We start from the raw sequence: 24,698 nt of genomic DNA, 5'->3' as shown, positions 1-24,698 counted from the left end.
GGGCGCGCGCCCCGGGCGACAACCGGGGACGTGGTACGGCGTGTGCGTGTCCTGTGGAGGTCGCGCGCCGGTCCGGGGGACGTGCGTCCCGCCGGCGGTCCCGGGCGGCGGCGGGTGGGAGGGCCCGCCGCATACTGGACCGTCGCCGGGGCACCTCCCGGCCCGGACGACGAGGGGTGTGGCAGCAGTGGCCGGCAGGGACGGACAGGGGTCGGGCGCGCCGCGACGCGTGCCGCGCACGGCCGCGAGCGGGGCCGGACGCGCCACCGGGCGCGGGCCCGGCGGCCGCACGACGGGTGCTGCCGGGGCGGCCACGTCCGGGGGCGCGGGACGCGGTCGCGCCGGCCGTCGTCGGCGGACGGGCTGGCGGCGGTTCGTGCCGACCTGGCGCGTCGTGCTCGGGTCCCTCGTCGGGCTGCTGCTGCTCGTCGTGGGCCTCGGCGTCGCCGCGTACGCGCTGGTGGACGTGCCCGCGCCGGGCGAGGAGGCCACGTACCAGACGACGACGGTCTACTGGGGCAACGCCGACGGCACCCGCGGCGAGGTCATGGGCGAGCTGCCCGGGCTGCAGCGGACGATCGTCGACACCTCGACCCTGCCCGACTACGTCGGCAACGCCGTGGTCGCCTCGGAGGACCGCTCGTTCTGGACGAACCGCGGGATCTCCGTGACGGGGATCGCGCGCGCGTTCGTCAACAACGTGCGCGGCGGGGACACGCAGGGCGCCTCGACGCTCACCCAGCAGTACGTGAAGAACTACTACACGGAGCGCTCGACGATCGGGTACGTCGGCAAGGCCAAGGAGGCCCTGCTGGCGCTGAAGATCTCGCGGCAGGAGTCGAAGGACCAGGTCCTCGACCGCTACCTCAACACCGTGTACTTCGGCCGCGACACCTACGGCATCCAGGAGGCGTCCCAGGCCTACTTCGGCGTCGACGCCGCGCAGCTGACCATCAGCCAGGCGGCGCTCCTGGCCGGGATCATCCCCTCGCCCAACAACTGGGACCCGGCGACGAACCCCGAGCGCGCGCAGCAGCGCTGGGAGCGGGTGCTGGACCTCATGACCGAGGACGGGTGGATCACGGCCGCCGACCGGGACGCGGCGGTGTTCCCGGAGACGGTCGTCGAGGAGGAGTCGCAGACCTACGCCGGGCCGACGGGGTACCTGCTCAAGCTCGTCGAGGCCGAGGCGCAGGACCGGCTCGGGATGACCGAGGACGAGCTCAAGCGCGCGGGCCTGGCCATCGACACGACGTTCGACAAGGCGGCGCAGGACCAGGCCGTCGCCACCGCGACGAGCCTCTGGGACGGCACGCTCGCGGGCGGGTCGGCCCCGGACCCCGCCGCGCGGCTGGCGATCGTCTCCGTCGACCCGGCGGACGGCGGCGTCGTCGCCCTGTACGGCGGGCAGGACTACCTGGCCGACGCGCGCAACGCGGCGACCTACCTCACCGCGCAGGCGGCCTCGACGTTCAAGCCGTTCACGCTGGTGGCGGCCCTCGAGCAGGGCATCCCGCTGACGACGACGTACAACGGCAACTCGCCGCAGGAGCCGGAGGGCTGGGGGAACCCCGGCGAGGACGTGAGCAACTTCGGCGGCACGGACTACGGACGCATCGACCTCGTCCGTGCCACGCAGGACTCGGTCAACACGGTCTACGCGCAGCTCAACGTGCAGGTGGGGCCGGCGGCGACCGCGGACGTCGCGCAGCGCGCCGGCATCCGGACGGCCGTGACCCCGGACAGGGCGTCGAACGTGCTGGGCATCGACTTCGTGCACCCGCTCGACATGGCGGACGCCTTCGCCACGTTCGCCGCGCAAGGCTTCCACTCCGACCCGTTCGTGGTGCGGTCCGCGACCTACTCCGACGGGACGGTGGCGTACACGGCGCAGAGCACCCGGACGCAGGTGTTCGCGGCCGACGTCATGGCCGACGCGACGTACGCCATGACGCAGGTCGTCGAGCGGGGCACGGGGCAGCGGAACGTGGGGCGCGTCATCGACGTGCCCGTCGCGGGCAAGACCGGCTCCTCGACGGACAACCTGTCGGCGTGGTTCGTCGGGTACACGCCGACCATCGCCACCGCCGTGGTCCTCACGCAGTACGACGAGGGCGGGTTCGGCAAGAACCCCGTCACCGTCACGCCGTTCGGCGGCGTCCGCGAGATCACGGGGAGCACCTGGCCGGCGGTCCTGTGGGCGACCTACATGGACCCCGTGCTCGACCAGCCCCGGTTCGCCGCGGTGCGGGACTTCCCGCCGCGCGCCGGGGTGGGCGGCCGCGCCACGCCGACGACGACGCCGTCCGCGACCCCGACGCCCACGCCGAGCGCGACGCCGACCGCGGAGCCGGCGGCCGTGACCGTGCCGTCGGGCCTCGTCGGGACGCTGCAGGCCGACGCCGTCGCCGCGCTGCAGGGCGCCGGGCTGGCGGCCGAGGTCGTCGCCGAGCCCTCCGCGGAGATCGCCGCGGGGCGCGTCGTGCGGCTCGAGCCGGGGGCCGGGGCCGCGCTCGCGGCGGGCGACGCCGTGCGGGTCGTGGTGTCGTCCGGGGCGCCCGCCGCGCCGGCGCCGACGGCACCGCCGGCGACGACCGCGCCCACCCCGGCCCCCGGCGGCGAGGACGCCGGGGACGGTGCGGGCGGCGGGGCAGGGGATTCGTCGGGCGCGGCGCCGACCGGGTAGCCTGGTCCGCTGCTGCGCCTGCACCCCTGCCTCCCGGCCGGGACGGCGCCGCGACGCACACACCCTCCTGTCACGGACCGACCGTGACCGCCGAGACCAGAGGAGGTGGGTATGAGCCTGCGTCAGTACGAGATCATGATCATCCTCGACCCCGAGATCGAGGAGCGCACCGTCGCCCCGTCGCTCGACCGCTACCTGACCGTCGTCAAGACCGACGGCGGCAGCGTGGACAAGGTCGACATCTGGGGCCGCCGTCGCCTCGCCTACGACATCGCGAAGAAGTCCGAGGGCATCTACGCGGTCGTCGACTTCCAGGCGACCCCGGCCACGGCCAAGGAGCTCGACCGCCAGCTCGGCCTGAACGAGGCCGTCCTGCGCACGAAGGTCCTCCGCGCCGAGAAGTGACGTCGCACCGCCGGTCCTGGGGACGACCGCCCACGCGTGTGGGCGCCCGTCCCTAGGGTGACCGGCGGGGCCGCCCGCGGGCGGCCGTCGCACGTCCGTCGTCGCGTCGCAGGTCCAGCTCTCGGAGGGAGCAGCAGTCATGGCAGGAGAGACCGTCATCACGGTCATCGGGAACCTCACGGGTGACCCGGAGCTGCGGTTCACGCCCTCGGGCGCAGCCGTCGCCAACTTCACGGTGGCCTCGACCCCCCGCACGTTCGACCGCCAGTCGAACGAGTGGAAGGACGGGACCACGCTGTTCATGCGCTGCTCCATCTGGCGCGAGGCGGCCGAGCAGGTCGCCGAGTCGCTGACGAAGGGCACCCGCGTCATCGCGGTCGGCCGGCTCGTCCAGCGCGAGTACGAGACGCGCGAGGGCGAGAAGCGCACCGTCGTCGAGCTGCAGGTCGACGAGGTCGGCCCCTCCCTGCGCTACGCCTCGGCCAAGGTCACCCGGACCCAGCGGTCCGGTGGCGGCGGCGGGGGCTTCGGCGGCGGCGGTGGTGGCGGCTACGGCGGCGGCGGAGGTGGCGGCGGCTACGGCGGCGGCTCGTCCTCCGGCGGCGGCGGCCAGTCCGACGACCCGTGGGCCACGCCCGCGAGCGGCTCGTCCGGCGGCGGCTACTCCGACGAGCCCCCGTTCTGACCGACGTCCCCACCGGGTCGCGCCTGACGGGTGCGACCCACCCCTGACACCCACATCCCCGAGCACGGCAACGCTCGGGGCTCCAGCAGAAGGAGCACCGCGATGGCCAAGCCCGTCGTCCGCAAGCCCAAGAAGAAGCAGAACCCGCTCAAGGTCGCCAAGATCGACGTGGTCGACTACAAGGACACCGCGCTGCTGCGCAAGTTCATCTCCGACCGCGGGAAGATCCGTGCGCGCCGGGTGACCGGGGTGTCCGTGCAGGAGCAGCGCGCGATCGCCCGCGCCGTCAAGAACGCGCGCGAGATGGCCCTGCTGCCGTACTCGTCGTCGGCGCGCTGAGAGAGGGGACCACCATGGCCAAGCTCATCCTGACCCACGAGGTCACCGGTCTCGGTGCCCCCGGGGACGTCGTCGAGGTGAAGGACGGGTACGCCCGCAACTACCTCGTGCCCCGCGGCCTCGCCACGGCGTGGAGCAAGGGCGCCGAGAAGGACGTCTCCGCCATCCGCAAGGCCCGCAAGGCGCGCGAGATCGCGACGCTCGACGAGGCGCGCGCCACGCGCGACTCCCTGCAGTCCCGGCCGGTCGTCGTGCGGGCCACCGCCGGTGCCGGCGGGCGGCTGTTCGGCGCGGTGACGACCGCCGACATCGCCGCCGCGGTGACGGAGGCCGGCGCGCCCGCGGTCGACCGCCGCAAGATCGAGATCGCCCAGCCCATCAAGGCCACGGGCGAGTACAAGGTGTCCGTCCGGCTGCACGCCGAGGTCGCCGCCACGGTGACCGTCAAGGTCGTCGCGGCCTGACACCCGCAGCACCCACCGGCACCGGGGACCTGCTCCCCGGGCGCCGGTGACGACGACGCCCCGCCGTCCTCCTGGACGGCGGGGCGTCGTGCTGCCGGGCGGCGTACGGTGTCGGCACCTACGGCGCGCGTCGAGACCCGGCAGCGAGGCCGTCGTCCTGGCGGTCGGCACCCCGCTCCCGGCCGGAGAGAACCCATGAGCCAGACCCACGCCGCACCCCGCCCGTCCGTCGCCCGCCGGGTCTTCTGGCCGGCCGCGGTGCTCACCGTCTCGGCGGCCCTCGCCGCGATCCTCGCGCCCCGCGCCGTCGGCGGTGCGCTGTCCGCGGTGCAGGGGTCGATCGTCCGCGGCTTCAGCTGGTACTACGTCCTCGTCGTGGCGTTCTTCGTCGCCATGAGCCTGTGGTTCGGCTTCGGCCGGCACGGCGACCTGCGGCTCGGGCGCGACGACGACACACCGGAGTTCAGCACCCGTTCCTGGTTCGCCCTGCTCTTCGCCGCGGGGATGGGGATCGGCCTCGTGTTCTACGGCGTGAGCGAGCCCCTCAGCCACTTCGCGTCCCCGCGCCCCGGTGTCACCGGCACCCCCTCGGAGCTCGCGCAGCAGGCCCTGGCGCAGACCTACCTGCACTGGGGGCTGCACGCCTGGGCGATCTACGTCGTGGTGGGTCTCGCCCTCGCGTACGCCATCCACCGGCGCGGCCGGCCGGTCTCGATCCGGTGGGCGCTCGAGCCCCTGCTCGGTCGCCGGGTGCGGGGCGGCTGGGGCGACCTCGTCGACGTCGTGGCCCTGGTCGGCACCCTGTTCGGCGTCGCGACGTCGCTCGGCTTCGGCGTCGTGCAGATCAGCTCCGGCCTCAGCAGCATCGGCCTGCTGCAGGTGAGCACCGGGCTGCAGGTCGTCCTCACCGGCGTCACCACGCTGGCCGTGCTGGCCTCGGTCCTGTCGGGCGTGACACGGGCCATGAAGTGGCTCTCGAACGCGAACCTCGTGCTCGCGGGGCTGCTCGTCGTGGTGGTGCTCGTCGCCGGGCCGACGCTGTTCCTGCTCCGGGACCTCGTGCAGGGCATCGGCGTGTACCTGCAGAACGTGGTCGGCGTGTCCTTCCACGTCACCGCGTTCCGTGGCGCTGCCGGGGAGGCGTGGCAGGCGTCCTGGACGAGCTTCTACTGGGGCTGGTGGATCTCCTGGGCGCCCTTCGTCGGCATCTTCATCGCCCGCATCTCGCGGGGGCGGACCGTGCGGCAGTTCGTGCTCGGCGTGCTGCTCGTGCCCACGCTGGTGACGTTCGTGTGGTTCGCGGTGCTCGGTGGGACGGCGCTGCACCGCGAGGTGTTCGGCGAGGGCGGTCTGGTGGGTGCGGACGGCACCGTGGACCTCGAGGGCGCCCTGTTCGCGGTGCTGCAGACGCTGCCCGCGGGGCCGGCGCTCGTGGTCGGGGCGATCGTGCTCGTCGCGCTCTTCTTCGTCACCTCGTCCGACTCCGGCGCGCTGGTCATGGCGATGATCGCGAGCGGCGGCGAGATCGAGCCCCGGCGCTGGGTGCGCGTGTTCTTCGTGCTCGTCTCCGCGCTGCTGGCCGTGGCCCTCCTGCTCTCCGGGGGTCTCGGCGCGCTGCAGACGGCGGCGATCATCATCGCGCTGCCCTTCAGCGTCGTCATGCTCCTCATCTGCTGGGCCACCGTGCGCGCGTTCGGCCGCGAGGCGCGCGCGTACGAGCGGGCACGCCGGGCGGCGCTCGTCGACCACATCGGCGAGTACTACGGCCTCAGGTCGAGGGGGCGACGGTGGTCGACGTCTCGCCCGCCGACGGTGGTCGACGTCTCCCCGGCCTCCGTCGTCGGCTGCGGCCGGCACGTGCTGCCGTACCGCAGGCCGCGACGGACGACTCCTCCGCCGTCGACGACGGGGGCCGCGAGCGGGGCGCGACGGCTGTGCCGGCCACCGGGGCCGGCCCGAGCGGCACCGCCTGACCGTCGTGCGGGACGGGTCCCGCGCGACGGCGCGCGGGACCCGCCCCCCTAGGCGACGCCCAGGTAGGCCTCCTTGACGGCCGGGTCGGCGAGGAGGTCCTTGCCGGCGCCGGTCTTGATGACCTCGCCCGTCTCGAGGATGTACGCGCGGTGCGAGCGCGACAGCGCCTGCTGCGCGTTCTGCTCGACGAGGAGGATGGTCGTGCCCTCGCCGTTGATCTCGGAGATGATCCGGAAGATCTGCTGGATGACCAGCGGCGCGAGGCCCATCGACGGCTCGTCGAGCAGCAGGAGCCGCGGGCGGGCCATGAGCGCGCGGCCGATCGCGACCATCTGCTGCTCGCCGCCGGACAGCGTCCCGCCGAGCTGGTCCTTGCGCTCGCGCAGGCGCGGGAACAGCTCGAGGACGTGCTCGAGCATCTCGTCGTGCGCGGCCCTCGTCGGGAACGTGCGCGAGTAGCAGCCCATCTCGAGGTTCTCGAGGACCGTCATGCCCGGGAACACGCCGCGGCCCTCGGGCGCCTGGACGATGCCGAGGTTGACGCGGTCGTGCGCCTTCACCCTGGCGATGTCCTGGCCGTCGAACCACACCGATCCGCGCGACAGCGGCCGGACGCCGGAGACCGCACGCATCGTCGTCGTCTTGCCCGCGCCGTTGGCGCCGATGAGGGTGACGAGCTCACCCTCCTCCACCGTCAGCGAGATGCCGCGGACGGCCTCGATGCGGCCGTAGGAGACCGTCAGGTCCTTGAGCTCAAGCAGTGGCATCGTCGGGGACCCCCAGGTAGGCGGCGATGACGGCCGGGTCGGCGGAGACGTCGCGCGGCAGGCCGTCGGCGATCTTGCGGCCGAACTCGAGCACGACGACCCGGTCGGTCACGCCCATGACGAGGCGCATGTCGTGCTCGATGAGCAGGACGGTGTAGCCGTCGTCGCGGATCTTGCGGATGAGCTCCATGAGCTCGACCTTCTCGGCCGGGTTGAACCCGGCGGCCGGCTCGTCGAGGCAGAGGAGCTTGGGCTCGGTGGCCAGCGCCCGGGCGATCTCGAGGCGACGCTGGTCGCCGTACGGCAGGTTGCGGGCCTGCTGGGTGGCGCGCTTGCCGACCCCGACGAACTCGAGGAGGGCCATCGCGCGGTCGAGGGCGTCGCGCTCCTCGGCGCGGTGCCGCTTGGAGCGGAAGACCGCCCCCGGCACGGAGGTCCGGTGCCGCGCGTCGGTGCCCACCACCACGTTCTCCAGCGCCGTCATGTCGCTGAAGAGCCGGATGTTCTGGAAGGTGCGCGCGATGCCGAGGCGCGTGATCTCGTTGCGCTTGATCTTCCCCAGGGGCTTGCCGTCGAAGACGACCTGGCCCTCGGTGGGCCGGTAGACGCCGGTCATCGCGTTGAAGCACGTCGTCTTGCCGGCGCCGTTGGGGCCGATGAGGCCGAGGATCTCGCCGCGGCGGATGTCGAAGGTGACGGCGTCCAGGGCGGTGAGGCCGCCGAACCGCATCGTCACGCCCTGCATCTGCAGCAGCGGCTCGCCCACCTCGGCGCGGATGTCGCGGTCGGGGGCGACGATCTCCGCGACGACGGCCTCGTCGGCCAGCTCGGGGTGGACGTCGGCGACGTCGAACGCGGCCGGCGGCTCCACCCCGCCGTCGGGCAGGTACTGCTCCGGCGTCTGGCGGTTCGCGCGCCCCGGGTCGCCGAGGTGCTCGTCGCCGTGCTCGGAACCGGCGGCCATGCCTCCGGGCTGGGTCATCGGGCACCTCCGGGCCGGTCGGTCGTCGTCGCCGCGGCGGTGCCCGCGCCGCGGCCCGCGAGGGCCGTGGCTGCCTTGCGGGCCATGACGTAGACCTCGCGGCCGTACGTCAGCAGCTTCTGCCGCGCGGGGAACAGGCCCTGCGGCCGGAACACCATGAGCACCATGAGCGCGACGCCGAAGAACAGGTAGCGGTAGTTGGCGATCGCGTTGCCGTCGATCGGGATGCCGAACAGCTCGGTGCGCCCGAGGAAGAAGTTCGGCAGGTAGACCACCGCGAACGCCCCGAGGATGACGCCGAGCTTGTTGCCCTGGCCGCCGAGGACGACGGCGCAGAGGAACAGCATCGAGTTGATGACGTTGAACGTCGTCGGCACGACGAACTGCACCTGGCCCGCGTACAGCGCCCCGGACAGGCCGCCGATGGAGGCGCCGATGAGGAATGCCCACAGCTTGAACTTGAAGGTGGGCACGCCCATGATCTCGGCCGCGTCCTCGTCCTCGCGGATGGCCACCCAGGCCCGGCCGACGCGGGAGCGCTCGAGGTTCCCCACGATCACGAGCACCACGACGATGAGCACGAGGCTCAGCCAGAACCAGAAGGTGCCGGAGTTGAACGGCACCGCGGTGTTGCCGGCGGAGAAGATGCCGTTGGGCCGCGTCTCGGACTGCGCGACGACCGGGTAGGCGATCTGGTTGAGGCCGCGCCCTCCGCCCGTCACGGTCGACAGGTTGTCGGCCAGGAGCCGGACGATCTCGCCGAAGCCGAGGGTGACGATCGCCAGGTAGTCCCCGCGCAGCCGCAGGGTCGGCGTGCCGAGGATCAGCCCCGAGACCGCGGTGACCGCCACGGCGAGCGGCAGGGCCGCCAGCCACGCCCAGTCCCGCGACAGCCAGTCGTCCGTGGCGTTCCACGGGCTGCTCGGGCTGGTCAGCAGGCCGACGGTGTAGGCGCCGATGGCGTAGAAGCCCACGTAGCCGAGGTCGAGCAGGCCGGCCTGGCCGACGACCACGTTGAGCCCGATCGCGAGGAGCGCGTACATGCCGAACTGCGCGAGCACGCCGCCGAAGTCCGTGCCGACGGTCGTGAGGACCGGCGGTCGCAGGACCGGCAGCAGGGCGATGAGCAGGACGCCGACGACGCCGACGACCCACTGGGCCTGCCGGGGCAGGGCGTCCCACCACAGGCGGACGCGGTCGCCGACGCCCAGGTGGGGTGCGGCGGGGGCGGTGGTGGTGAGCTCGGTGCTCATGCGCGTGCCTTCCCGAGGGACTCGCCCAGGATGCCGGTGGGCCGGAACATGAGGACGAGGATGAGCAGGACGAACGCCACGACGTCGCGCCACTCGGTGCCGAACAGGGCCTGGCCGTAGAGCTCCATCACGCCGAGGAGCAGGCCGCCGAGCAGCGCGCCGCGCAGGTTGCCGATGCCGCCGAGGACGGCGGCGGAGAACGCCTTGATGCCGAGGATGAAGCCGCCGGAGTAGATGATGCCGCTGGGCACGCGGAGCGTGTAGAGCAGCGCCGCGGCGCCGGCGAGCACGCCGCCGATGAGGAACGTCAGCATGATGACGCGCTCGCGGGACACACCCATGAGCGTGGCCGTCACCGGGTCCTGCGCCACGGCCCGGATGCCGCGGCCGAACTTCGTCGCGTTGACGAACCGGTCGACGGCGAAGGCGAGGACGAGGGCGGACGCGACGATGACGAGGTCGACGTTCGAGACCCGTGCGCCGAAGACCTCGAACTGCGTCGCGGGCTGCACGAGGCGGATGGGCTGCTGGGCGTTGACGCCGCCGAGGGTGTTGCCGGTCAGGCTCGGGAGCACGAAGTGCACGAACTCCTGGATGACGAACGACGCGCCGATGGCGGTGATGAGGAAGACGAGCGGCGGCGCCCCGCGCCGGCGCAGCGGCCGGTAGGCGATCCGCTCGAGGCCCACGGCAGCGCCGCCGGAGACCACCATGCCGCCGACCATGGCGACGGCGAGGAAGACGATCGTGAGCAGCACGCCCTGCTGGTAGACGTCGCCGCTGGGGTTGAAGCCGAGCAGCATGAGCGTCGCGTACTGCCCGAACATGCCGAGCATGAAGATCTCGGAGTGCGCGAAGTTGATGAGGCGCAGCACGCCGTACACGAGCGTGTAGCCGACGGCGACGAGCGCGTAGATCGAGCCGTAGGTCAGGCCGCTGACCGTCAGCGACCAGAAGTTGCGGCCGAGGGCGCCGACGTTGAAGTCGATGACGCCGTCCGCGAGCACCTGGCCGCCGGCCAGGACGAGTGCACTCATCGTGCTCCTTCGCAGGGGTGGAGAGGTCGGACGCGCGACGACGGCCGGGCCCCGGAGGACCCGGCCGCCGCCGTCAGGTCACTGGACCTCGTAGAGCCACGTGGTCGTCGAGGCGAGCTCGCCCGTGGAGTCCCACTCGTAGGGCTTGGCGAGGCCGACGCCCGAGTAGGAGGAGACGAACTCGACGAGCCCGGCCCGGTCGGACACGCCGGAGTCGATGCCCTTGAGCATGATCGTCGCCAGGTCGTAGCCCTCGACCGAGTAGACGCCGGGCGCCTGGCCGAACGCCGCCTCGTAGTCCGCCGCGAACGGCTCGGGGGCCGGGCCGCACGGGCAGGACAGGTAGGCGCCCTCGGAGTCCGAGCCGGCCTGGGAGACGAACTGCGCGTCGTTGGAGCCGTCGCCGGAGGCGAAGGCCGCCTCGACGCCGCCGGAGCGCAGCTGGGACAGCAGCGGGGCGGCCTCGGCGTAGTAGCCGGCGTAGTAGACGGCGTCGGGGGCGGCGTCCGCGATGATCTGGACCGTCGCGGAGAAGTCCTTGTCACCCGTCTTGACCTCGGCGGCGCAGTCGGGGTTCGCCGCCTCGCCGAGCGTCTCGGTGACGACCTCGGCGAGGCCGATGCCGTAGTCGGAGTCGTCCTGGACGACGCAGACCGTGCTGAAGCCGAGCTCGCCCGTCAGGTAGTTGGCGACCGCCGCACCCTGCGAGTTGTCGTTGCCCAGGCCGCGGAAGAAGTTCGTCCACCCGTTCTGGGTGAGCGAGGGGTTCGTCGCCGAGGCCGTGAGCGAGAGCAGGTTGGCCTGGTTGAAGATCGGGCCGGTCGCGTTCGTCTCGCCCGAGAAGGCCGGGCCGAGCAGGCCGATGACCGAGGTGTCGGAGACGATCGTCGGCGCCACCTGCGTGGCGGCCTGCGGGTCGCCCTGCGTGTCGAACTGCTTGATCTCGACCTGGCAGTCGGGGTTGGCCTCGTTGTGCTGGTCCACCGCGAGGGTGGCGCCGTTGAGGATGTTCGTGCCGAGGGCCGCGTTCGGGCCGGTCAGGGCGCCGGCCATCGCGATGGCGATGCCCGAGCAGGACGCGGAGCCGTCGCCGGCCGGGTCGGCGGCCTCGCTGCCGTCGCCCGCCGCCTCGACCTCGGCACCCTCGGCGTCGACCTGGACGAGCGGCTGGATCGACAGGTCGGCGGCGCTGGTGCCGCCGCCCTCGGCCGCCGAGCCCGAGGCCGTCGGGTCGGCCTCCGTGCCGCCGGTGGTGGAGCGGTCGGCGCAGCCCGCGACCGCGAGACCGGCCGCCAGCACGAGCGCGAGACCCGCGACCCGGGGGGTGCGTGTGCGCATGGGGGAACCTCCATCAGTTCGTCGTCCGCCGGCAGGGGCGGCACGATCCGGCACCGCGTGCCGGGCTGTGGCGCAACTTAGGCGTGCTGCGTTTCGGGACCGTTAATGGGACACGGGTGACGGTCTCGTCCCGGACACGGTTGGGTCACACTCCCATATCGGTCGCGCCGTGACGATCACCCACCTGGGGCTCGACGACGCGCGCCGTCCCGACATGTGGCACCCGTCACACGCCATGCGGACCGCGTCCGCACCCGGACGGGTGGCGGACCCGTCCCCGATGAGCGCCGGCGGCGCTCGTCGTCGGCCCTCACGCGGCGCCGAGCCGGTACCAGCCCGTGCCCCGGGCCCGCACGCCGGTCGTGACCGCCCGCGCGAGCATGAACAGGCCTGCGAAGGCGGCCCAGGACCACGCGAGCCCGGCGGCGCCGTGGGGCGCCAGCCGCAGCACGGCGACTGCGGCAGGCGCGTACACGACGAGGGTCACGACCCCGGCCACGGCGAGGTAGCGGCCGTCCCCGGCGCCGATGAGCACCCCGTCGAGGACGAACACCCAGCCGGCGACGGGCAGCGACACCGCGACGACGAGGAGCCCGAGGGTGGCCGCGCCCCGCACCTCGTCGTCGGCGGAGAACAGGCGCGCCAGCACGGGCGCGAGACCGCCGACGACGAGCCCGAGCACCACGCCCGCCCCGACGCCCCAGCGCAGGCAGCGGGCCAGGACGGCACGCGCGCGGTCCGGGTCGGCGGCGCCGAGCGCGTGCCCCACGAGCGCCTGCGCGGCGATGGCGAGGGCGTCGAGCGCGAAGGCCGTCAGCCCCCACACCGCCGCTACGACGCCGTGCCCGGCCAGCGCCACGGGCCCGAGCGCGGTGGCGACCGCCGCGGCGAGCAGGACGGCCGCGCGCAGCGTGAGGGTGCGGACCAGCAGCGGCACGCCCGCCCGGGCGTGACCGAGCACGCCGGCGCGGCCGGGCAGGAGGGCGGTGCCCACCCGCCGGGCACCGCGGAGCACGACGAGGCCGAGCGCGGCCCCCATGAGCAGCTGCGTCACCGCCGTGGCGGCGCCCGACCCGGCGACGCCCCGGTCCAGCCCGAGCACCAGGGCGACGCACAGCACCGCGTTGAGCGCCGCGCCGGACGCGGCGACGACGAGCGGCGTGCGCGTGTCCCGGAGCCCGCGGAGGGCGCCGGTGGCGGCGAGCACGACGAGCATCCCCGGCAGCCCGGGGGCCGACCAGCGCAGGTAGGCGACGGCGGCCGTCGCGACGTCGCCCCGGGCGCCGAGCGCGGCGACGAGCCACGAGGCCGCGGGCACGAGCACGGCCGCCAGCACGACGCCGAGCCCGAGGGCGAGCCAGAGGCCGTCGACGCCCAGCCGCATCGCGCCGGCCGCGTCCCCCGCGCCCGAGCGCCGGGCCACGGCCGCCGTGGTCGCGTAGGCGAGCACGACGCACAGGCCGACGACGGTCACGAGCACCGTGGAGGCGAGCGCGAGCCCGGCCAGCGGCGCGGTGCCGAGGCTGCCGACCACGGCGGTGTCGACGAGGACGAACAGGGGCTCGGCGACGAGGGCGCCCAGCGCGGGGACGGCCAGGGCCACGATCTCGCGGTCGACCGACGGCGTGTGTCCAGCAGGTGGGATGGTCGGCCGTCCTCTCGGGTCCACAGCGGTGCACGGTCCCGCCGCACGTCAGCGGCGTCCGGCGGCGGTCGTCGGTGTCGTCGTCCACACCGCCGTCCACGTCCTGTGGACGGGGCGGAGCGGCGGACGCCCTCCGGTCCACACGCCGTCCACATCTGCGTCCACAGGGCTGTTTGTGGGGCCGGCGGCGACGCACCTAGCCTGCCAGCCGTCGTCCGGTCGTCGGGCCCGCGGGTGCCGGTGGCGCCGGGTCGGGGCACCCCAGGTGTCCCGGCGGCGCTGCCGGTGGTGTGTCGGTGGGCGGGGGTAGAACCGCACCGGCGGTGGCCGCCGAGGCGGTCCGGGGACGAGCGGAGGGTGGGGCGCGTGACGATCGAGGACCTCGAGCTGGGGATGCAGGCCCCGGCGCGGAACGGCGGCGGCTTCGACCGCACCCCGCCGCAGGACCTCGACGCGGAGCGCAGCGTCCTCGGCGGCATGATGATCTCCAAGGACGCCATCGCGGATGTCGTGGAGCAGCTGCGCGGCACGGACTTCTACCGCCCCTCCCACGAGGCGGTGTACGACGCGATCCTCGACCTGTACGGCCGCGGGGAGCCGGCGGACGCCGTCACCGTGGCCGACGAGCTGTCCAAGCGGGGGGACCTGGCCCGCATCGGCGGCGCCCCGTACCTGCACACCCTGATCGCGAGCGTCCCCACCGCCGCGAACGCCGGCTACTACGCGCGGATCGTGCGGGAGCGCGCGGTGCTGCGCAAGCTCGTCGAGGCGGGCACGCGCATCGTCCAGCTCGGCTACGCCACGGACGGCGGCGACGTCGACGAGCTGGTCAACAACGCCCAGGCCGAGGTCTACGCCGTCACCGAGCGCCGCAGCTCGGAGGACTACCTGCCGCTGCGCGACATCATCAACGGCACCGTCGACGAGATCGAGGCGGCCAGCCACCGCGGCGAGGGCATGGTCGGCGTCCCGACGGGATTCGCCGACCTCGACCGCCTGACGAACGGCCTGCATTCCGGGCAGATGATTGTTATTGCAGCGAGACCTGCAATTGGCAAAAGTACCATAGGAATAGATATTGTCCGCGCCGCGGCAATTCACAATAACATGACGGCCGTGATCTTCTCGCTCGAGATGAGCCGGAACGAGATCACGATGCGCATGCTGTCGGCCGAGGCACGGGTGCACCTGCAGCGCATGCGGTCCGGGCAGATGGGCGAGGACGACTGGTCCCGGATCGCGACGACGACGGGCCGGATCTCCGAGGCGCCGCTGTTCATCGATGACTCGCCGAACATGTCGCTCATGGAGATCCGCGCCAAGTGCCGGCGGCTCAAGCAGCGCCACGACCTCAAGCTCGTCGTCATCGACTACCTCCAGCTCATGACCTCGGGCAAGCGCGTCGAGAGCCGCCAGCAGGAGGTCTCGGAGTTCTCCCGCGCCCTCAAGCTGCTGGCCAAGGAGCTCGAGGTCCCGGTCATCGCGATCTCGCAGCTCAACCGTGGTCCGGAGCAGCGCACCGACAAGAAGCCCGCCATGAGCGACCTGCGCGAGTCGGGCTCCATCGAGCAGGACGCCGACATGGTGATCCTCCTGCACCGCGAGGACGCCTACGAGAAGGAGTCACCCCGCGCCGGCGAGGCCGACCTCATCGTCGCCAAGCACCGCAACGGCCCGACGGCCACGCTCACCGTGGCGTTCCAGGGCCACTTCTCGCGCTTCGTCGACATGCAGGTCTGAGGACCGCGCGGCGGATGACACGTCGCCCGTCAGGGCTGACCGTGGTCCGGGTTCGACCGGGTGCGTCCCGCCGCCGGCTCCTCAGCGTGCCGGTGGCCCTGCCGATCGGACCGGGGAGCCGTGCGGAGGCGCGGCGGCCCGGCCCTGGTCGGCGGTGAGCACCGCGCGCGGGGCTGCACGGACGAGCGGTGATCGGGAGGTGGCGTGCCGGACGGGGTGGTGCTGACCTTCGCGCTCGCGGCCGTCGTCGCCGTGGGCGTCGCGGTCGTCGCGTGGCGGCGCCGGGCGCGCACGCCGGCGGCGGGGGTCCTGACGGCCGTGTCGCTGGGCGTCGCGCTGTGGTCGCTGGCGTCCGCGGGGCGTCTCGTCGCGCCGAGCGCGGACGCGTTCCTCGTCGCGCGCGGGCTGCAGTTCGCCGGCGTCTACGGGACGGCCGCGGCCCTGTGGTGCCTGGCGCGGGCGGGCACGCGCCCCGGCTGGCGGGTGTCCCGCCGGACGCTGGCGGCCCTCGCGCTGCCGGCCGTCGCCCTGCTGGCGCTCTGGGCGACGAACGGCCTGCACGAGGTCATGGCCGCGGACACGATCGACCCCGCGCACCCGGACACGCTCGTCGACCGTCCGCGAGCCGGCTTCTGGCTGGGGCTCGCGTGGGCCTACGGCCTCATGGTCGCGGCGACGGGGTCGCTGCTGCGCTCGTGGCGGCGTGCGGGCTGGTACGAGCGCCGGCAGCTGCGCACCCTCGTGGTCTCGACGATGCCGCCCGTCGTCGTCTCGCTCGTGCCGGTGGTGGCGTCGGCGACGGGTCGGCCGGTCGTCGACTGGACGCCGCTGGGGTTCCTCGTCACCGCCCTCCTGTGCACGTGGGCGCTCACGCGGCAGGGCTGGACGAGCATCCTGCCGGTCGCCCGGGCCCAGGTCCTCGAGGAGATCGCCGACGCGGTGGCGGTCGTCGACCGTGCCGGGGTGCTCGTCGACCTCAACCGGGAGGCGACGCGGCTGGCGCGGATGGTGCGACCCGGGCTGGCCGAGCCGTTCGTCGGGCGGCCCGCGACCGACGTGCTGTCCGGCGACGTGCTGGAGCCGCCCGGGCCGGACGGCGAGGGCCGGCTGACGGTCGCCCTCGCACCCGACCTGCACGTCGACGCGCGCACCTCCGTCCTCGCCGACGCGCGCGGGCGGGACCTCGGCCGCGTCGTGGTCGTCCGCGACGTCACGGCCACCGAGCTGCGCCGCGCCCGGCTCGAGGACGCCACGGCCCGGCTGCGCGCGCAGGGCGAGGTGCTCCTCGCGGCCAACGCGCGCCTGACCGACCAGCTCGCGGTCAACGCGGTGCTGCGCGAGCGGCTGGCCGAGGACGCCGCGCGCGACCCCCTCACGGGCGTGCACAACCGGCGGGGGCTCGAGCCCGCGCTCGCGGCCGCCCTCGCGGAGGCGCGCGGACTCCGATCGGCGGCGTCGGTCCTCCTCGTGGACCTCGACCACTTCAAGGAGGTCAACGACCGGCACGGCCACGAGGCGGGCGACCGGGTGCTGCGCGCGGTCTCCGCCGCCCTCGTCGACGCGGCGGGCGGGCCTGGCACGGTGGTCCGGCTCGGCGGGGAGGAGTTCGTCGTCGTCCTGCCGGCGACGGACCGCCGCGCCGCCCTCCGCCGCGCGGAGGACCTGCGCGCCGCGTGCGCCCGCCTGCGTGTCCCGCTGCGCCGGGAGGACGTCGTGTCCCCCGCTCCGACCGTCCCCACCGCCCCGGTCGCACCGGTCGGCGTGGCCCCGGTCGCCCGGTCCACCCCCGCGCCCGCTCCCACGATCGGCGTGACGGTGTCGGTCGGCGTGGCCACCGGTCCGGCCGACGGGGAGACGCCGGACGCGCTCCTCGCCGCCGCCGACGCCGCGCTGTACGCCGCGAAGGCCGCCGGCCGGGACGTCGTCGTCGCCGCCTCCGCCGCCTCGCCCCGCTGACGGCGCCGCGCCGCGCCGCGCCGCGCCGTCGCGCTCCCGCCCGCCGCGCACCGGTGCCCGACCCGTCAGCCGTCCGCGCGTCCCTGGGGGTGACGGCCGCCGGTGCCCCTCTCGGACGGGGCGCGGGCCCCGATGGGAGGGGCGTCGTGCGCGGTCGAGCCACCCGTGCCGCGCCGGCACCCTGCGCGCCCGCGTCCGGCCGGTGCAGGGCGGACCCGGCGCTGGAGGTGCGGCGTGACCATGCCGTTCCTGCGGCTCGTGCTCGTGCTGGGCCTCGTCGTGGCCGCGGGCGGGAGCGCCGCCGTCGCGGCGCTGTGCTGGCGGCGCCGCCGCCGCACGCCGGCCGCGCGGACCCTCGCCGGGATCATGGTCGTGGCGGCCGTGTGGTGCCTCGTCGCCGTCGTGGCCGCGCTGCCCGTGCCGCTCTGGCTGCAGTACGCCGCCCGGTGGAGCACGTACCTGTGCGTGCACGCGGTGACCTTCGGGCTGTGGGCGCTCTGCCGCGACGTGACGTCCGTCGGCGGGGAGCACCGGCTCGACCGGCGGACGCTCGGGCGGTTCGCCGTCGTGCCGGTCGTCGTGCTCGTCGCGATCACGCTGAACCCGTGGCGCGAGGTGTTCTTCGCCGAGACGGTCGAGCCGGCGGGGTCGCCCGCCGCCTACCCCTGGGCCCCCCGACGTCCCGCGCCTCGTGTCCTTCCCGGTGCTGGGCTACTGGCTCCACAGCGCCTACTGCTACGCCCTGTCGGCGGCGGGGCTGTGGCGGCTCGTGCGCGCCTGGCCCGCGGCGCACCGCTACTTCCGACGGCAGCTCACGAGCCTCCTGGTCGCGGCGGTGCCGCCCATCGTGCTGACCCTCGCGGGCCCCATCGAGGCCGGGGACCGCGGCATGGTCGACGTGGCCCCGCTCGGGTTCGTGGTGACCGGCCTGACGTGCGCCCACGCGCTGTTCCGGCAGGGGCTGCTCAGCGTCGTCCCGGTGGTCCGCGAGCACGTCGTCGAGCGGATCGCCGACGCCGTCGCGGTCCTCGACCCGCACGACCGCGTGGTCGACCTCAACGCCGCCGGGCGCGCACTCGTCCGCCGCCTGCGGCCCGACCTGCCCGAGCCGTACGTGGGGCACGACGTCGCCGAGGTCCTGCCGCTCGGGCCGTCCCACCCCCTGGCCGCCGGCCGCGCCGACGTCGGCGGTCGCCGCACGCTGCAGCTCGCCCCCGGGCTGCACGCCGAGGCCCGGACCTCGACCGTCCATGACCGGCGAGGACGTCCCCTCGGCCGCGTCGTCGTGCTGCGGGACGTGTCGGAGGAGGTCGCGCAGCAGGTCGCGCTCGAGGACACCGCGCGCCGCCTCGAGCAGCAGCAGCGCCGGCTGACCCGCACGCACGAGCGCCTCGCCGCCGAGCTCGAGGTCAACGAGCGCCTCCGCGAGCGGCTGGACCGCGAGGCCGCGACCGACGCCCTGACCGGCGTCGCCAACCGACGGGCGCTCGCGCCGGCGCTGACCGCGGCGCTCGCGGCCGGGACGCCCGCGGCGGTGCTCGTCGTCGACCTCGACCGCTTCAAGGTGCTCAACGACACCCACGGCCACGCCGCCGGCGACCTGGCCCTCCGCGCGGTCGCCCAGGCGCTGCAGGCGGGGGTCCGGCCCGGCGACACGCTCGTGCGCAGCGGCGGCGAGGAGTTCGTCGTCGTCCTGCCGGGCCTCGCCCCCGAGGCGGCGCTCGACCACGCCGAGGACCTGCGGCGGCGCTGCGCGGGGCTGTCGCTGGCGCGGCCCGACGGGACGCACCTGCAGGTCACGGTGTCGGTCGGGGTCGGCGTGGCGGCGCCGGGGCTCGACGCGCAGGCCCTCGTCGCCGCCGCCGACCGCGCCCTCTACGCGGCGAAGCGCGCCGGCCGCGACCGCGTGGTCCTCGCCGCCTGACCGCCCGCGGACCTGCCCTCCCGGTCCGGCACGGCAGGATGGGTGGGTGGCCGACGTCGACACCCTCGTGCAGCGCCTGCGCGCCGCGGGCTGCGTGTTCGCGGAGGACGAGGCGGCGCTGCTGCTCGACGAGACCCCCGACCCCGACGAGCTCGAGCGCCGCACGGCCCGACGCGTCAGCGGCGAGCCGCTCGAGCAGGTGCTCGGCTGGGCCGCCTTCGCGGGGCTGCGGGTCCACGTGGAACCCGGCGTCTTCGTACCGCGCCGGCGCAGCGAGCTCCTCGTCACCGAGGCGGTCGCACGCGTGCGACCCGGTGCCGTCGTCGCCGACCTCTGCTGCGGGACGGGCGCGGTGGGCCTCGCCGTGGCGACGGCCGTCCCCGGCGTCGACCTGCACGCGGTCGACCTCGACCCCGTTGCGGTGCGCTGCGCGCGTCGCAACCTCGCGGCCGTCGGCGGGCACGTGCACGCCGGCGACGTGGCCGACGCCCTGCCGGTGACGCTCCTCGGAGGCGTCGACGTCGTCGTCGCCAACGCCCCGTACGTCCCCACCGCCGCCATCGCGGGCATGCCACCCGAGGCCCGCGACCACGAGCCCGCCGTCGCCCTCGACGGCGGCGACGACGGCGTCGACGTCCAGCGTCGCGTGGTCGCCGCCGCCGCGCGCTGGCTGCGCCCGGGCGGCACGCTGCTCGTCGAGACAGGCGAGGACCAGGTCCCGCTGACCGCCGCGGCCTTCGCGGCGCACGGGTTCGACCCCGTCGCCGTGCGCGACGAGGAGCACGACGCCACGGTGGTCGTCGGGACGCTCCGCGCCGACCACGCCCCCGACCGTCCCGCCGCATCCCAGTCCCCAGGAGACCCCGCATGAACCCCGCCCCGCTGCCGCGCCTCGCCACGCACCCCGTGGCCGACCCCGCGGCGGTGGTGCGCGGCCCGGGCTTCCGCCTCACCGTGCTGACCGACGGCCTCCTGCGCCTCGAGCACGCCGCCGACGACGCGGTCGAGGACCGGCCCTCCACGCTCGCCCTGCACCGCCGGCAGCCGGTGCCCGACTTCCGCGTCGAGGACACGGGGACGCACCTCGTCCTGACCACCTCCCGCCTGCGGCTCACCTACGACCGCGGCCCGTTCACGCCGAGCGGTCTCATGGTCGAGGTGCTCGGCGGCGTGAGCTCGTACCACTCGGTCTGGCGGTACGGGGAGCCGCCGGAGGACCTCGGCGGCACGGCCCGCACCCTCGACGGCGCCGACGGGGCCGTCCCCCTGGAGCCGGGCGTGGTCTCCCGCCGCGGCTACGCCGTCCTCGACGACTCCGCCACCCCGTTGCTGGGCGACGACGGGTCGCTCCAGCCCCGCGTCCCGGGCGACCGGCAGGACCTCTACGTCTTCGCCTACGGCCTCGACCACGTCGAGGCCGTCCGGGCGCTGTACGCCCTGTCCGGTCCGCAGCCCGTGCTGCCGCGGTGGGCCCTGGGCAACTGGTGGAGCCGCTACCACCGCTACGACGCGGAGGAGTACGCGGCCCTCCTCGACCGGTTCGCCTCGGAGGGGGTGCCGTTCTCGGTGGCCGTCCTGGACATGGACTGGCACCTCACGGACGTCGACCCCCGCTACGGCTCGGGCTGGACGGGCTACACCTGGGACCGCGCGCTGTTCCCCGACCCGCCGGCGTTCCTGGCCGACCTGCACCGCCGCGGCCTGCGGGTGACGCTCAACGTCCACCCCGCCGACGGCATCCGTGCCTACGAGGACGCCTACGCCGCCGTCTGCGCCGCGCTCGGCCGCGACCCCGCGGACGGCGAGCCCGTCGCCTTCGACGTCACCGACCCCGCGTTCCTCGCCGCCTACCTCGAGCACGCCCACCACCCCCGCGAGGAGGAGGGCGTCGACTTCTGGTGGCTCGACTGGCAGTCGGGGCCGTACTCGCGGCGCGCGGGGGTCGACCCCCTGTGGGTGCTCAACCACCTGCACTTCCTGGACTCCGGGCGGGACGACCGCCGGCCGCTGACCTTCTCCCGGTACGCGGGCCCCGGCTCGCACCGCTACCCCGTCGGCTTCTCGGGCGACACGGTGGTGTCGTGGGCGTCGCTGGCGTTCCAGCCGGAGTTCACCGCACGCGCCGCGAACATCGGCTACGGCTGGTGGAGCCACGACATCGGCGGTCACATGTTCGGCGCCAAGGACGACGAGCTGGCGACGCGATGGGTCCAGCTCGGCGTGGTGTCGCCCGTCCTGCGCCTGCACTCGTCGGCCAACCCCTTCATGACGAAGGAGCCGTGGGCGTTCGGCAGGGCCGAGCAGGAGGTGCAGACCCGCTGGCTGCGGCTCCGGCACCGGCTGGTGCCGTGGCTGCACGCGATGAACCACCGCGCGGCGCGCGAGGGCGTCCCGCTGGTCACGCCGCTGTACCACGGCTGGCCCCACGAGCGGGCGGCCTACCGGCACCCCGCGCAGGCGCGGTTCGGCGACGGCCTGCTCGTCGCCCCCGTCGTCACACCCCTCGACCCGGTCAGCCGGACGGCCGCGGTGGACGTCTGGCTGCCGCCCGGCACGTGGGTCGACCTCGTCTCCGGCCAGGTCTACGACGGCGGGCGGGAGGCCGTCCTGCACCGGCACCTGCCCGCGGCGCCGGTCCTCGCCCCGCTCGGCACCGTCCTCCCGCTCGACGCCGCCGCCGTCCCCGCCGACGACCCCGTCCCCCCGTCGCACGTCGAGGTCGTGGTCGTGCCGGGTGCGGACGGCCTCGGCGAGCTCGTGGAGGACGACGGCTCCGGCGACGGGCTCGACGAGACCCGCACCGCCCGGACGCCCCTCACCTGGGACCAGGCCACCGGCACCCTGCGCATCGGCGCCGCCCGCACGGGCACGTCCACCGACGCCACCAGCACGGCCACCACCACCGACGCCACCAGCACCGTCGCCGACCCTCCGACGGCGACGACGGCCCCCCCGTGGCTGCCGGCGCGGCGGGCGTGGACCGTGACGCTGCTCGTCGACCCCGGGCGGGTACCCGAGGTCCGCGTCGCGGGGACGGCGGTCCCGCTCGACGAGGTCCGCCCGCCCGCCGTCACGCCGGGACGAGCGGCCGCCGAGCACCGCCCCGCGGACGTCCTGCTCGCTGGTCCGCTGGCGCTGCCGTGGGTCGGCGGTGCTGGTCCGGGACAGGGTGACGACCTCCCGCCCGCCGGTGCGGCCCGGGTCACGCGCACCGCGCACCTGGTGCGGGTGACCGTCGCGGAGGTGCCGGTCGGGCAGGAGGTCGAGGTGGTGGTCGGGCCGCAGGCCCGTCCCGCTGCCGACGACGTCCGGGCGCGGCTCGTCGCGGTCCTCGACGCGGCCCGGTCCGACTACGAGGAGAAGGCGCACGCCCTGCAGGTGGCGACGAGCGGGGCGCCGCTGCACGTGCGGCTGGGTCACCTGGCGGCCCTCGACCTGCCCGCCGCCCTGCGTGGCGCTCTGGAGGACGTCCTGCTCGCCGCGGGCTGAGCGCACGTGCCCCTGTGCGCCCCTGTGCGCGGCCGCGGGCGGCGGGCGACCGCCGTCCGCGTCACCCGGTCGGCGCACCGCGGAGGACTTCTGCGGTGGCGCCACCCTGACGGCCCACCGCACCCTATCCGGCCGTCGGACGGCCCTGACCTGCTGATCCGTCGTCCTCCCGACCGGTGCCGGCTGTGGATCACGCGATCTGTCGGCGTGTCGGGGGTGAAAAGCCGCGGCAGGGGCTCGCACCGGGGTAGGGCGCTGCCGTACTGTCTCCTCCGTCAGCGAAACGGCAAACCCTCCGCAAGGAGGGGACGCAAAGCCACGGGACCCACGACGGTCAGCCGGGCCACCGAACAGACAGGACACCGCCATGGAGCGCTTCTCCCTCGAGCCGACCGACACCGGCCTCGTCAACGGGGTCGTCGACGAGTTCGTCACCGACCGCGTCGTCGCCCTCCCCGCCGCCCGTGTGCAGGCCTGGGCGCGCATGGCCTCGCGCGTCGCCGCCGCCGGCGTCCCGACGCAGCGCCCCACGGTCGCCGCCTGACCCACGCCTCGTGGCACCGTCCCCCGGCGGTGCCACGAGCGCGCGGCCCGCCGACGTCGGACCCGAGGAGAGGACCGGTGACGGCATGGCGTGCCGGATCAGCTCGAGCGGCTCCTCGCGCTCGGCGCGCGGCCCGCGGACGTCGGGCAGACCGGCCAGGAGTCCTGGCACGTGCTGCAGGACCCGGAGGGCAACGTCTTCTGCCTCCTCAGGCGGCGCCTGGCCCCGCTGTGACGGGCCCCCGCGCCAGCCCCTCCGACCGCGCGCGCAGGACCCGCCCCTCCACCTCACCGGGAGCGAGCTCGGCGGCCCGCGCGTAGGCGGCCGCGGCCTCGTCGCACCGCCCGGCCGCCTCCAGCAGGTCCCCGCGCGCCGCGTGCAGCAGGTGCAGCCGCTCGCCGCGCCGCACGCCGTCGAGCACCGCCAGCCCGCGCTCGGGCCCCTCGGCCCGCCCGACCGCCACGGCCCACGCGATGCGCTGCGCCGGCACGTCGTCGAGCCGGTTCAGCAGCTCGTGCAGCCGCGCGATCCGCACCCAGTCCGTCTCCTGCGCGGTCGACGGCCGGCCGTGCTCCAGGGCGATCGCCGCCTGCAGCGTGTACCGCCCTACGGGGCGCAGGCTGTGCGCGGCGTGCTGCAGCACGTCGGCGACGAGCCCCTCGGCCTCGGCCAGCGCCGCCCGGTCCCACAGCGACCGGTCCTGACGGTCCAGCGGGACCGTCCCGCCGTCCGGCCCCACCCGTGCCCCGTGCCGCGCGTGCTGGGCCAGCAGCAGCGCGAGCAGCCCCGACGCCTCCAGGCGCTCGGGCCGCGCGGGGTCGAGCAGGTCCCGCACCAGCCGCGCCAGCCGGACCGCCTCCGGCGCGAGGGCCCCGCGGCTCGCGGGGTCGGCGTACCCCTCGGTGAAGACGAGGTAGACCACCGCCAGCACCCCGTCGACCCGCTCGGGCAGCTCGGCCGGTCCCGGCACCCGGTACGGCAGGCCCGACGAGGCCAGGGCCGCCCGCGCCCGCACCAGCCGCTTGGCGACGGCCGCCTCCGAGACGAGGAACGCGCGCGCGATCTCGTCGGGCGTCCAGCCCAGCACCGTCCGCAGCGTCAGCGCGACGCGCGACCCGAGCGGCAGGACGGAGTGCGCGCACGTGAGCACGAGCCGCAGCCGGTCGTCGCCGACGCGCTCGTCGGGGTCCTCCGCCTCGCCGGGCCCGGCCGGCTCCAGCAGCCCCCGCTCCACCGCGACCCCGTACCGCTGCAGCGTCGCGCGGCGCCCCCCGGCCCGGCGCAGCAGGTCGATGCCCCGACGACGAGCGGTCGTCACCAGCCACCCCGCAGGGTTGGCGGGCACGCCCTCGCGCGCCCACGCCGTCAGCGCGCGCTCGCAGGCGTCCTGCACGGCGTCCTCGGCCACCTGCCAGTCGACGACCGTCGCGATGACGGCGGCCATGACCCGCGCGTGGTCGGTCGCGACCG

The 24,698-nt window shown here is 75.1% G+C and carries 19 protein-coding genes, 2 pseudogenes and 1 riboswitch; of the genes and pseudogenes, 14 read left to right on the top strand and 7 right to left on the bottom strand.

Annotated features, from left to right (window positions below; genetic code table 11):
• The first annotated feature begins 376 nt into the window (after positions 1-376).
• The 6 genes from AC2TDM_RS16800 (at position 377) to AC2TDM_RS16775 (ending at position 6,604) form a co-directional block, all read left to right on the top strand.
• Positions 377-2,686 (top strand): transglycosylase domain-containing protein, encoded by a 2,310-nt coding sequence (locus tag AC2TDM_RS16800; RefSeq protein WP_484635389.1) that lies wholly within the window; start codon positions 377-379, stop codon positions 2,684-2,686.
• Positions 2,687-2,797: 111 nt separating this feature from the next.
• Positions 2,798-3,091 carry a 30S ribosomal protein S6 gene (gene rpsF / locus AC2TDM_RS16795; protein ID WP_090032697.1) on the top strand — a complete coding sequence of 98 codons (294 nt, stop codon included), beginning with the start codon at positions 2,798-2,800 and terminating at the stop codon, positions 3,089-3,091.
• A gap of 139 nt (positions 3,092-3,230) precedes the next feature.
• Positions 3,231-3,776 (top strand): single-stranded DNA-binding protein, encoded by a 546-nt coding sequence (locus tag AC2TDM_RS16790; RefSeq protein WP_484635388.1) that lies wholly within the window; start codon positions 3,231-3,233, stop codon positions 3,774-3,776.
• 102 nt (positions 3,777-3,878) lie between these two features.
• Positions 3,879-4,115: a 30S ribosomal protein S18 gene (gene rpsR, locus AC2TDM_RS16785; protein WP_090032693.1), complete on the top strand. Its 237-nt coding sequence runs from the start codon at positions 3,879-3,881 to the stop codon at positions 4,113-4,115.
• A 14-nt stretch (positions 4,116-4,129) separates the two neighbouring features.
• Positions 4,130-4,579: a 50S ribosomal protein L9 gene (rplI, locus tag AC2TDM_RS16780; RefSeq protein ID WP_090032692.1), complete on the top strand. Its 450-nt coding sequence runs from the start codon at positions 4,130-4,132 to the stop codon at positions 4,577-4,579.
• 195 nt (positions 4,580-4,774) lie between these two features.
• Positions 4,775-6,604 (top strand): BCCT family transporter, encoded by a 1,830-nt coding sequence (locus tag AC2TDM_RS16775; protein ID WP_484635387.1) that lies wholly within the window; start codon positions 4,775-4,777, stop codon positions 6,602-6,604.
• On the opposite strand, the gene AC2TDM_RS16770 is transcribed toward AC2TDM_RS16775, so the two are convergent.
• From AC2TDM_RS16770 to AC2TDM_RS16745, 6 genes are all read right to left on the bottom strand, one after another.
• Positions 6,601-7,320 (bottom strand): ABC transporter ATP-binding protein, encoded by a 720-nt coding sequence (locus AC2TDM_RS16770; protein ID WP_090032689.1) that lies wholly within the window; start codon positions 7,318-7,320, stop codon positions 6,601-6,603. The two genes, AC2TDM_RS16775 and AC2TDM_RS16770, sit on opposite strands and share 4 nt — an antisense overlap.
• A complete protein-coding gene (locus tag AC2TDM_RS16765; RefSeq protein ID WP_090032687.1) occupies positions 7,307-8,302 on the bottom strand; it encodes an ABC transporter ATP-binding protein in 996 nt (331 codons plus the stop codon). Before AC2TDM_RS16765 ends, AC2TDM_RS16770 begins: the two co-directional genes overlap by 14 nt.
• The gene (locus AC2TDM_RS16760) at positions 8,299-9,555 is read right to left on the bottom strand and encodes a branched-chain amino acid ABC transporter permease (protein ID WP_090032685.1); all 1,257 of its coding nucleotides are present in this window, start codon (positions 9,553-9,555) and stop codon (positions 8,299-8,301) included. The genes AC2TDM_RS16765 and AC2TDM_RS16760 overlap by 4 nt, the downstream gene beginning before the upstream one ends.
• The gene (locus AC2TDM_RS16755; protein ID WP_090032683.1) at positions 9,552-10,592 is read right to left on the bottom strand and encodes a branched-chain amino acid ABC transporter permease; all 1,041 of its coding nucleotides are present in this window, start codon (positions 10,590-10,592) and stop codon (positions 9,552-9,554) included. Before AC2TDM_RS16755 ends, AC2TDM_RS16760 begins: the two co-directional genes overlap by 4 nt.
• Before the next feature lie 78 nt (positions 10,593-10,670).
• A complete protein-coding gene (locus tag AC2TDM_RS16750; protein WP_090032681.1) occupies positions 10,671-11,930 on the bottom strand; it encodes a branched-chain amino acid ABC transporter substrate-binding protein in 1,260 nt (419 codons plus the stop codon).
• 310 nt (positions 11,931-12,240) lie between these two features.
• Entirely contained in the window at positions 12,241-13,533 is a 1,293-nt protein-coding gene (locus tag AC2TDM_RS16745; RefSeq protein WP_484635386.1) for an MATE family efflux transporter, read from the bottom strand.
• A gap of 408 nt (positions 13,534-13,941) precedes the next feature.
• Between AC2TDM_RS16745 and dnaB the strand changes: the two genes are divergently transcribed.
• The 8 genes and pseudogenes from dnaB to AC2TDM_RS16705 all read left to right on the top strand — a co-directional run.
• Complete coding sequence (gene dnaB, locus AC2TDM_RS16740) at positions 13,942-15,315, top strand: replicative DNA helicase (RefSeq protein ID WP_484635385.1); 1,374 nt, start codon at positions 13,942-13,944, stop codon at positions 15,313-15,315.
• A 204-nt stretch (positions 15,316-15,519) separates the two neighbouring features.
• Positions 15,520-17,271 carry a histidine kinase N-terminal 7TM domain-containing diguanylate cyclase gene (locus AC2TDM_RS16735; RefSeq protein WP_484635384.1) on the top strand — a complete coding sequence of 584 codons (1,752 nt, stop codon included), beginning with the start codon at positions 15,520-15,522 and terminating at the stop codon, positions 17,269-17,271.
• A 132-nt stretch (positions 17,272-17,403) separates the two neighbouring features.
• A pseudogene (locus AC2TDM_RS16730) lies at positions 17,404-17,895 on the top strand (histidine kinase N-terminal 7TM domain-containing protein); the annotation flags it as partial.
• Positions 17,896-17,962: 67 nt separating this feature from the next.
• Positions 17,963-19,195: a histidine kinase N-terminal 7TM domain-containing diguanylate cyclase gene (locus AC2TDM_RS16725; RefSeq protein WP_484635383.1), complete on the top strand. Its 1,233-nt coding sequence runs from the start codon at positions 17,963-17,965 to the stop codon at positions 19,193-19,195.
• 46 nt (positions 19,196-19,241) lie between these two features.
• Complete coding sequence (locus AC2TDM_RS16720; protein WP_484635382.1) at positions 19,242-20,066, top strand: putative protein N(5)-glutamine methyltransferase; 825 nt, start codon at positions 19,242-19,244, stop codon at positions 20,064-20,066.
• Positions 20,063-22,684 carry a glycoside hydrolase family 31 protein gene (locus AC2TDM_RS16715; RefSeq protein WP_484635381.1) on the top strand — a complete coding sequence of 874 codons (2,622 nt, stop codon included), beginning with the start codon at positions 20,063-20,065 and terminating at the stop codon, positions 22,682-22,684. The genes AC2TDM_RS16720 and AC2TDM_RS16715 overlap by 4 nt, the downstream gene beginning before the upstream one ends.
• Before the next feature lie 275 nt (positions 22,685-22,959).
• A riboswitch (cyclic di-GMP riboswitch) is annotated at positions 22,960-23,035 on the top strand.
• Between the two features lie 16 nt (positions 23,036-23,051).
• Positions 23,052-23,228 carry a hypothetical protein gene (locus AC2TDM_RS16710; RefSeq protein WP_484635380.1) on the top strand — a complete coding sequence of 59 codons (177 nt, stop codon included), beginning with the start codon at positions 23,052-23,054 and terminating at the stop codon, positions 23,226-23,228.
• A gap of 99 nt (positions 23,229-23,327) precedes the next feature.
• Positions 23,328-23,462 (top strand): annotated as a pseudogene (locus AC2TDM_RS16705) (VOC family protein); the annotation flags it as partial.
• Here the strand turns inward: AC2TDM_RS16705 and AC2TDM_RS16700 are convergent.
• Positions 23,437-24,672, bottom strand: coding sequence for an RNA polymerase sigma factor (locus tag AC2TDM_RS16700; RefSeq protein ID WP_484635379.1), 1,236 nt, complete (start codon positions 24,670-24,672; stop codon positions 23,437-23,439). The pseudogene AC2TDM_RS16705 and the gene AC2TDM_RS16700 overlap by 26 nt on opposite strands.
• Between the last annotated feature and the right edge of the window lie 26 nt (positions 24,673-24,698).

Source organism: Cellulomonas sp. plas2, assembly GCF_057221735.1.
The sequence above is the reverse complement of the archived record's forward strand: the minus strand, read 5'-3'. Positions and strand labels throughout refer to the sequence as shown.

Bases quoted from the DNA above. Each gene is read 5' to 3' on its own strand.
- AC2TDM_RS16755 (WP_090032683.1), bottom strand. From the start codon at position 10,592: ATGAGTGCACTCGTCCTGGCCGGCGGCCAGGTGCTCGCGGACGGCGTC.
- rpsF (WP_090032697.1), top strand. From the start codon at position 2,798: ATGAGCCTGCGTCAGTACGAGATCATGATCATCCTCGACCCCGAGATC.
- AC2TDM_RS16715 (WP_484635381.1), top strand. From the start codon at position 20,063: ATGAACCCCGCCCCGCTGCCGCGCCTCGCCACGCACCCCGTGGCCGAC.
- AC2TDM_RS16775 (WP_484635387.1), top strand. From the start codon at position 4,775: ATGAGCCAGACCCACGCCGCACCCCGCCCGTCCGTCGCCCGCCGGGTC.
- AC2TDM_RS16700 (WP_484635379.1), bottom strand. From the start codon at position 24,672: ATGGCCGCCGTCATCGCGACGGTCGTCGACTGGCAGGTGGCCGAGGAC.
- AC2TDM_RS16770 (WP_090032689.1), bottom strand. From the start codon at position 7,320: ATGCCACTGCTTGAGCTCAAGGACCTGACGGTCTCCTACGGCCGCATC.
- AC2TDM_RS16765 (WP_090032687.1), bottom strand. From the start codon at position 8,302: ATGACCCAGCCCGGAGGCATGGCCGCCGGTTCCGAGCACGGCGACGAG.
- rplI (WP_090032692.1), top strand. From the start codon at position 4,130: ATGGCCAAGCTCATCCTGACCCACGAGGTCACCGGTCTCGGTGCCCCC.
- AC2TDM_RS16710 (WP_484635380.1), top strand. From the start codon at position 23,052: ATGGAGCGCTTCTCCCTCGAGCCGACCGACACCGGCCTCGTCAACGGG.
- AC2TDM_RS16760 (WP_090032685.1), bottom strand. From the start codon at position 9,555: ATGAGCACCGAGCTCACCACCACCGCCCCCGCCGCACCCCACCTGGGC.
- rpsR (WP_090032693.1), top strand. From the start codon at position 3,879: ATGGCCAAGCCCGTCGTCCGCAAGCCCAAGAAGAAGCAGAACCCGCTC.
- AC2TDM_RS16750 (WP_090032681.1), bottom strand. From the start codon at position 11,930: ATGCGCACACGCACCCCCCGGGTCGCGGGTCTCGCGCTCGTGCTGGCG.
- AC2TDM_RS16790 (WP_484635388.1), top strand. From the start codon at position 3,231: ATGGCAGGAGAGACCGTCATCACGGTCATCGGGAACCTCACGGGTGAC.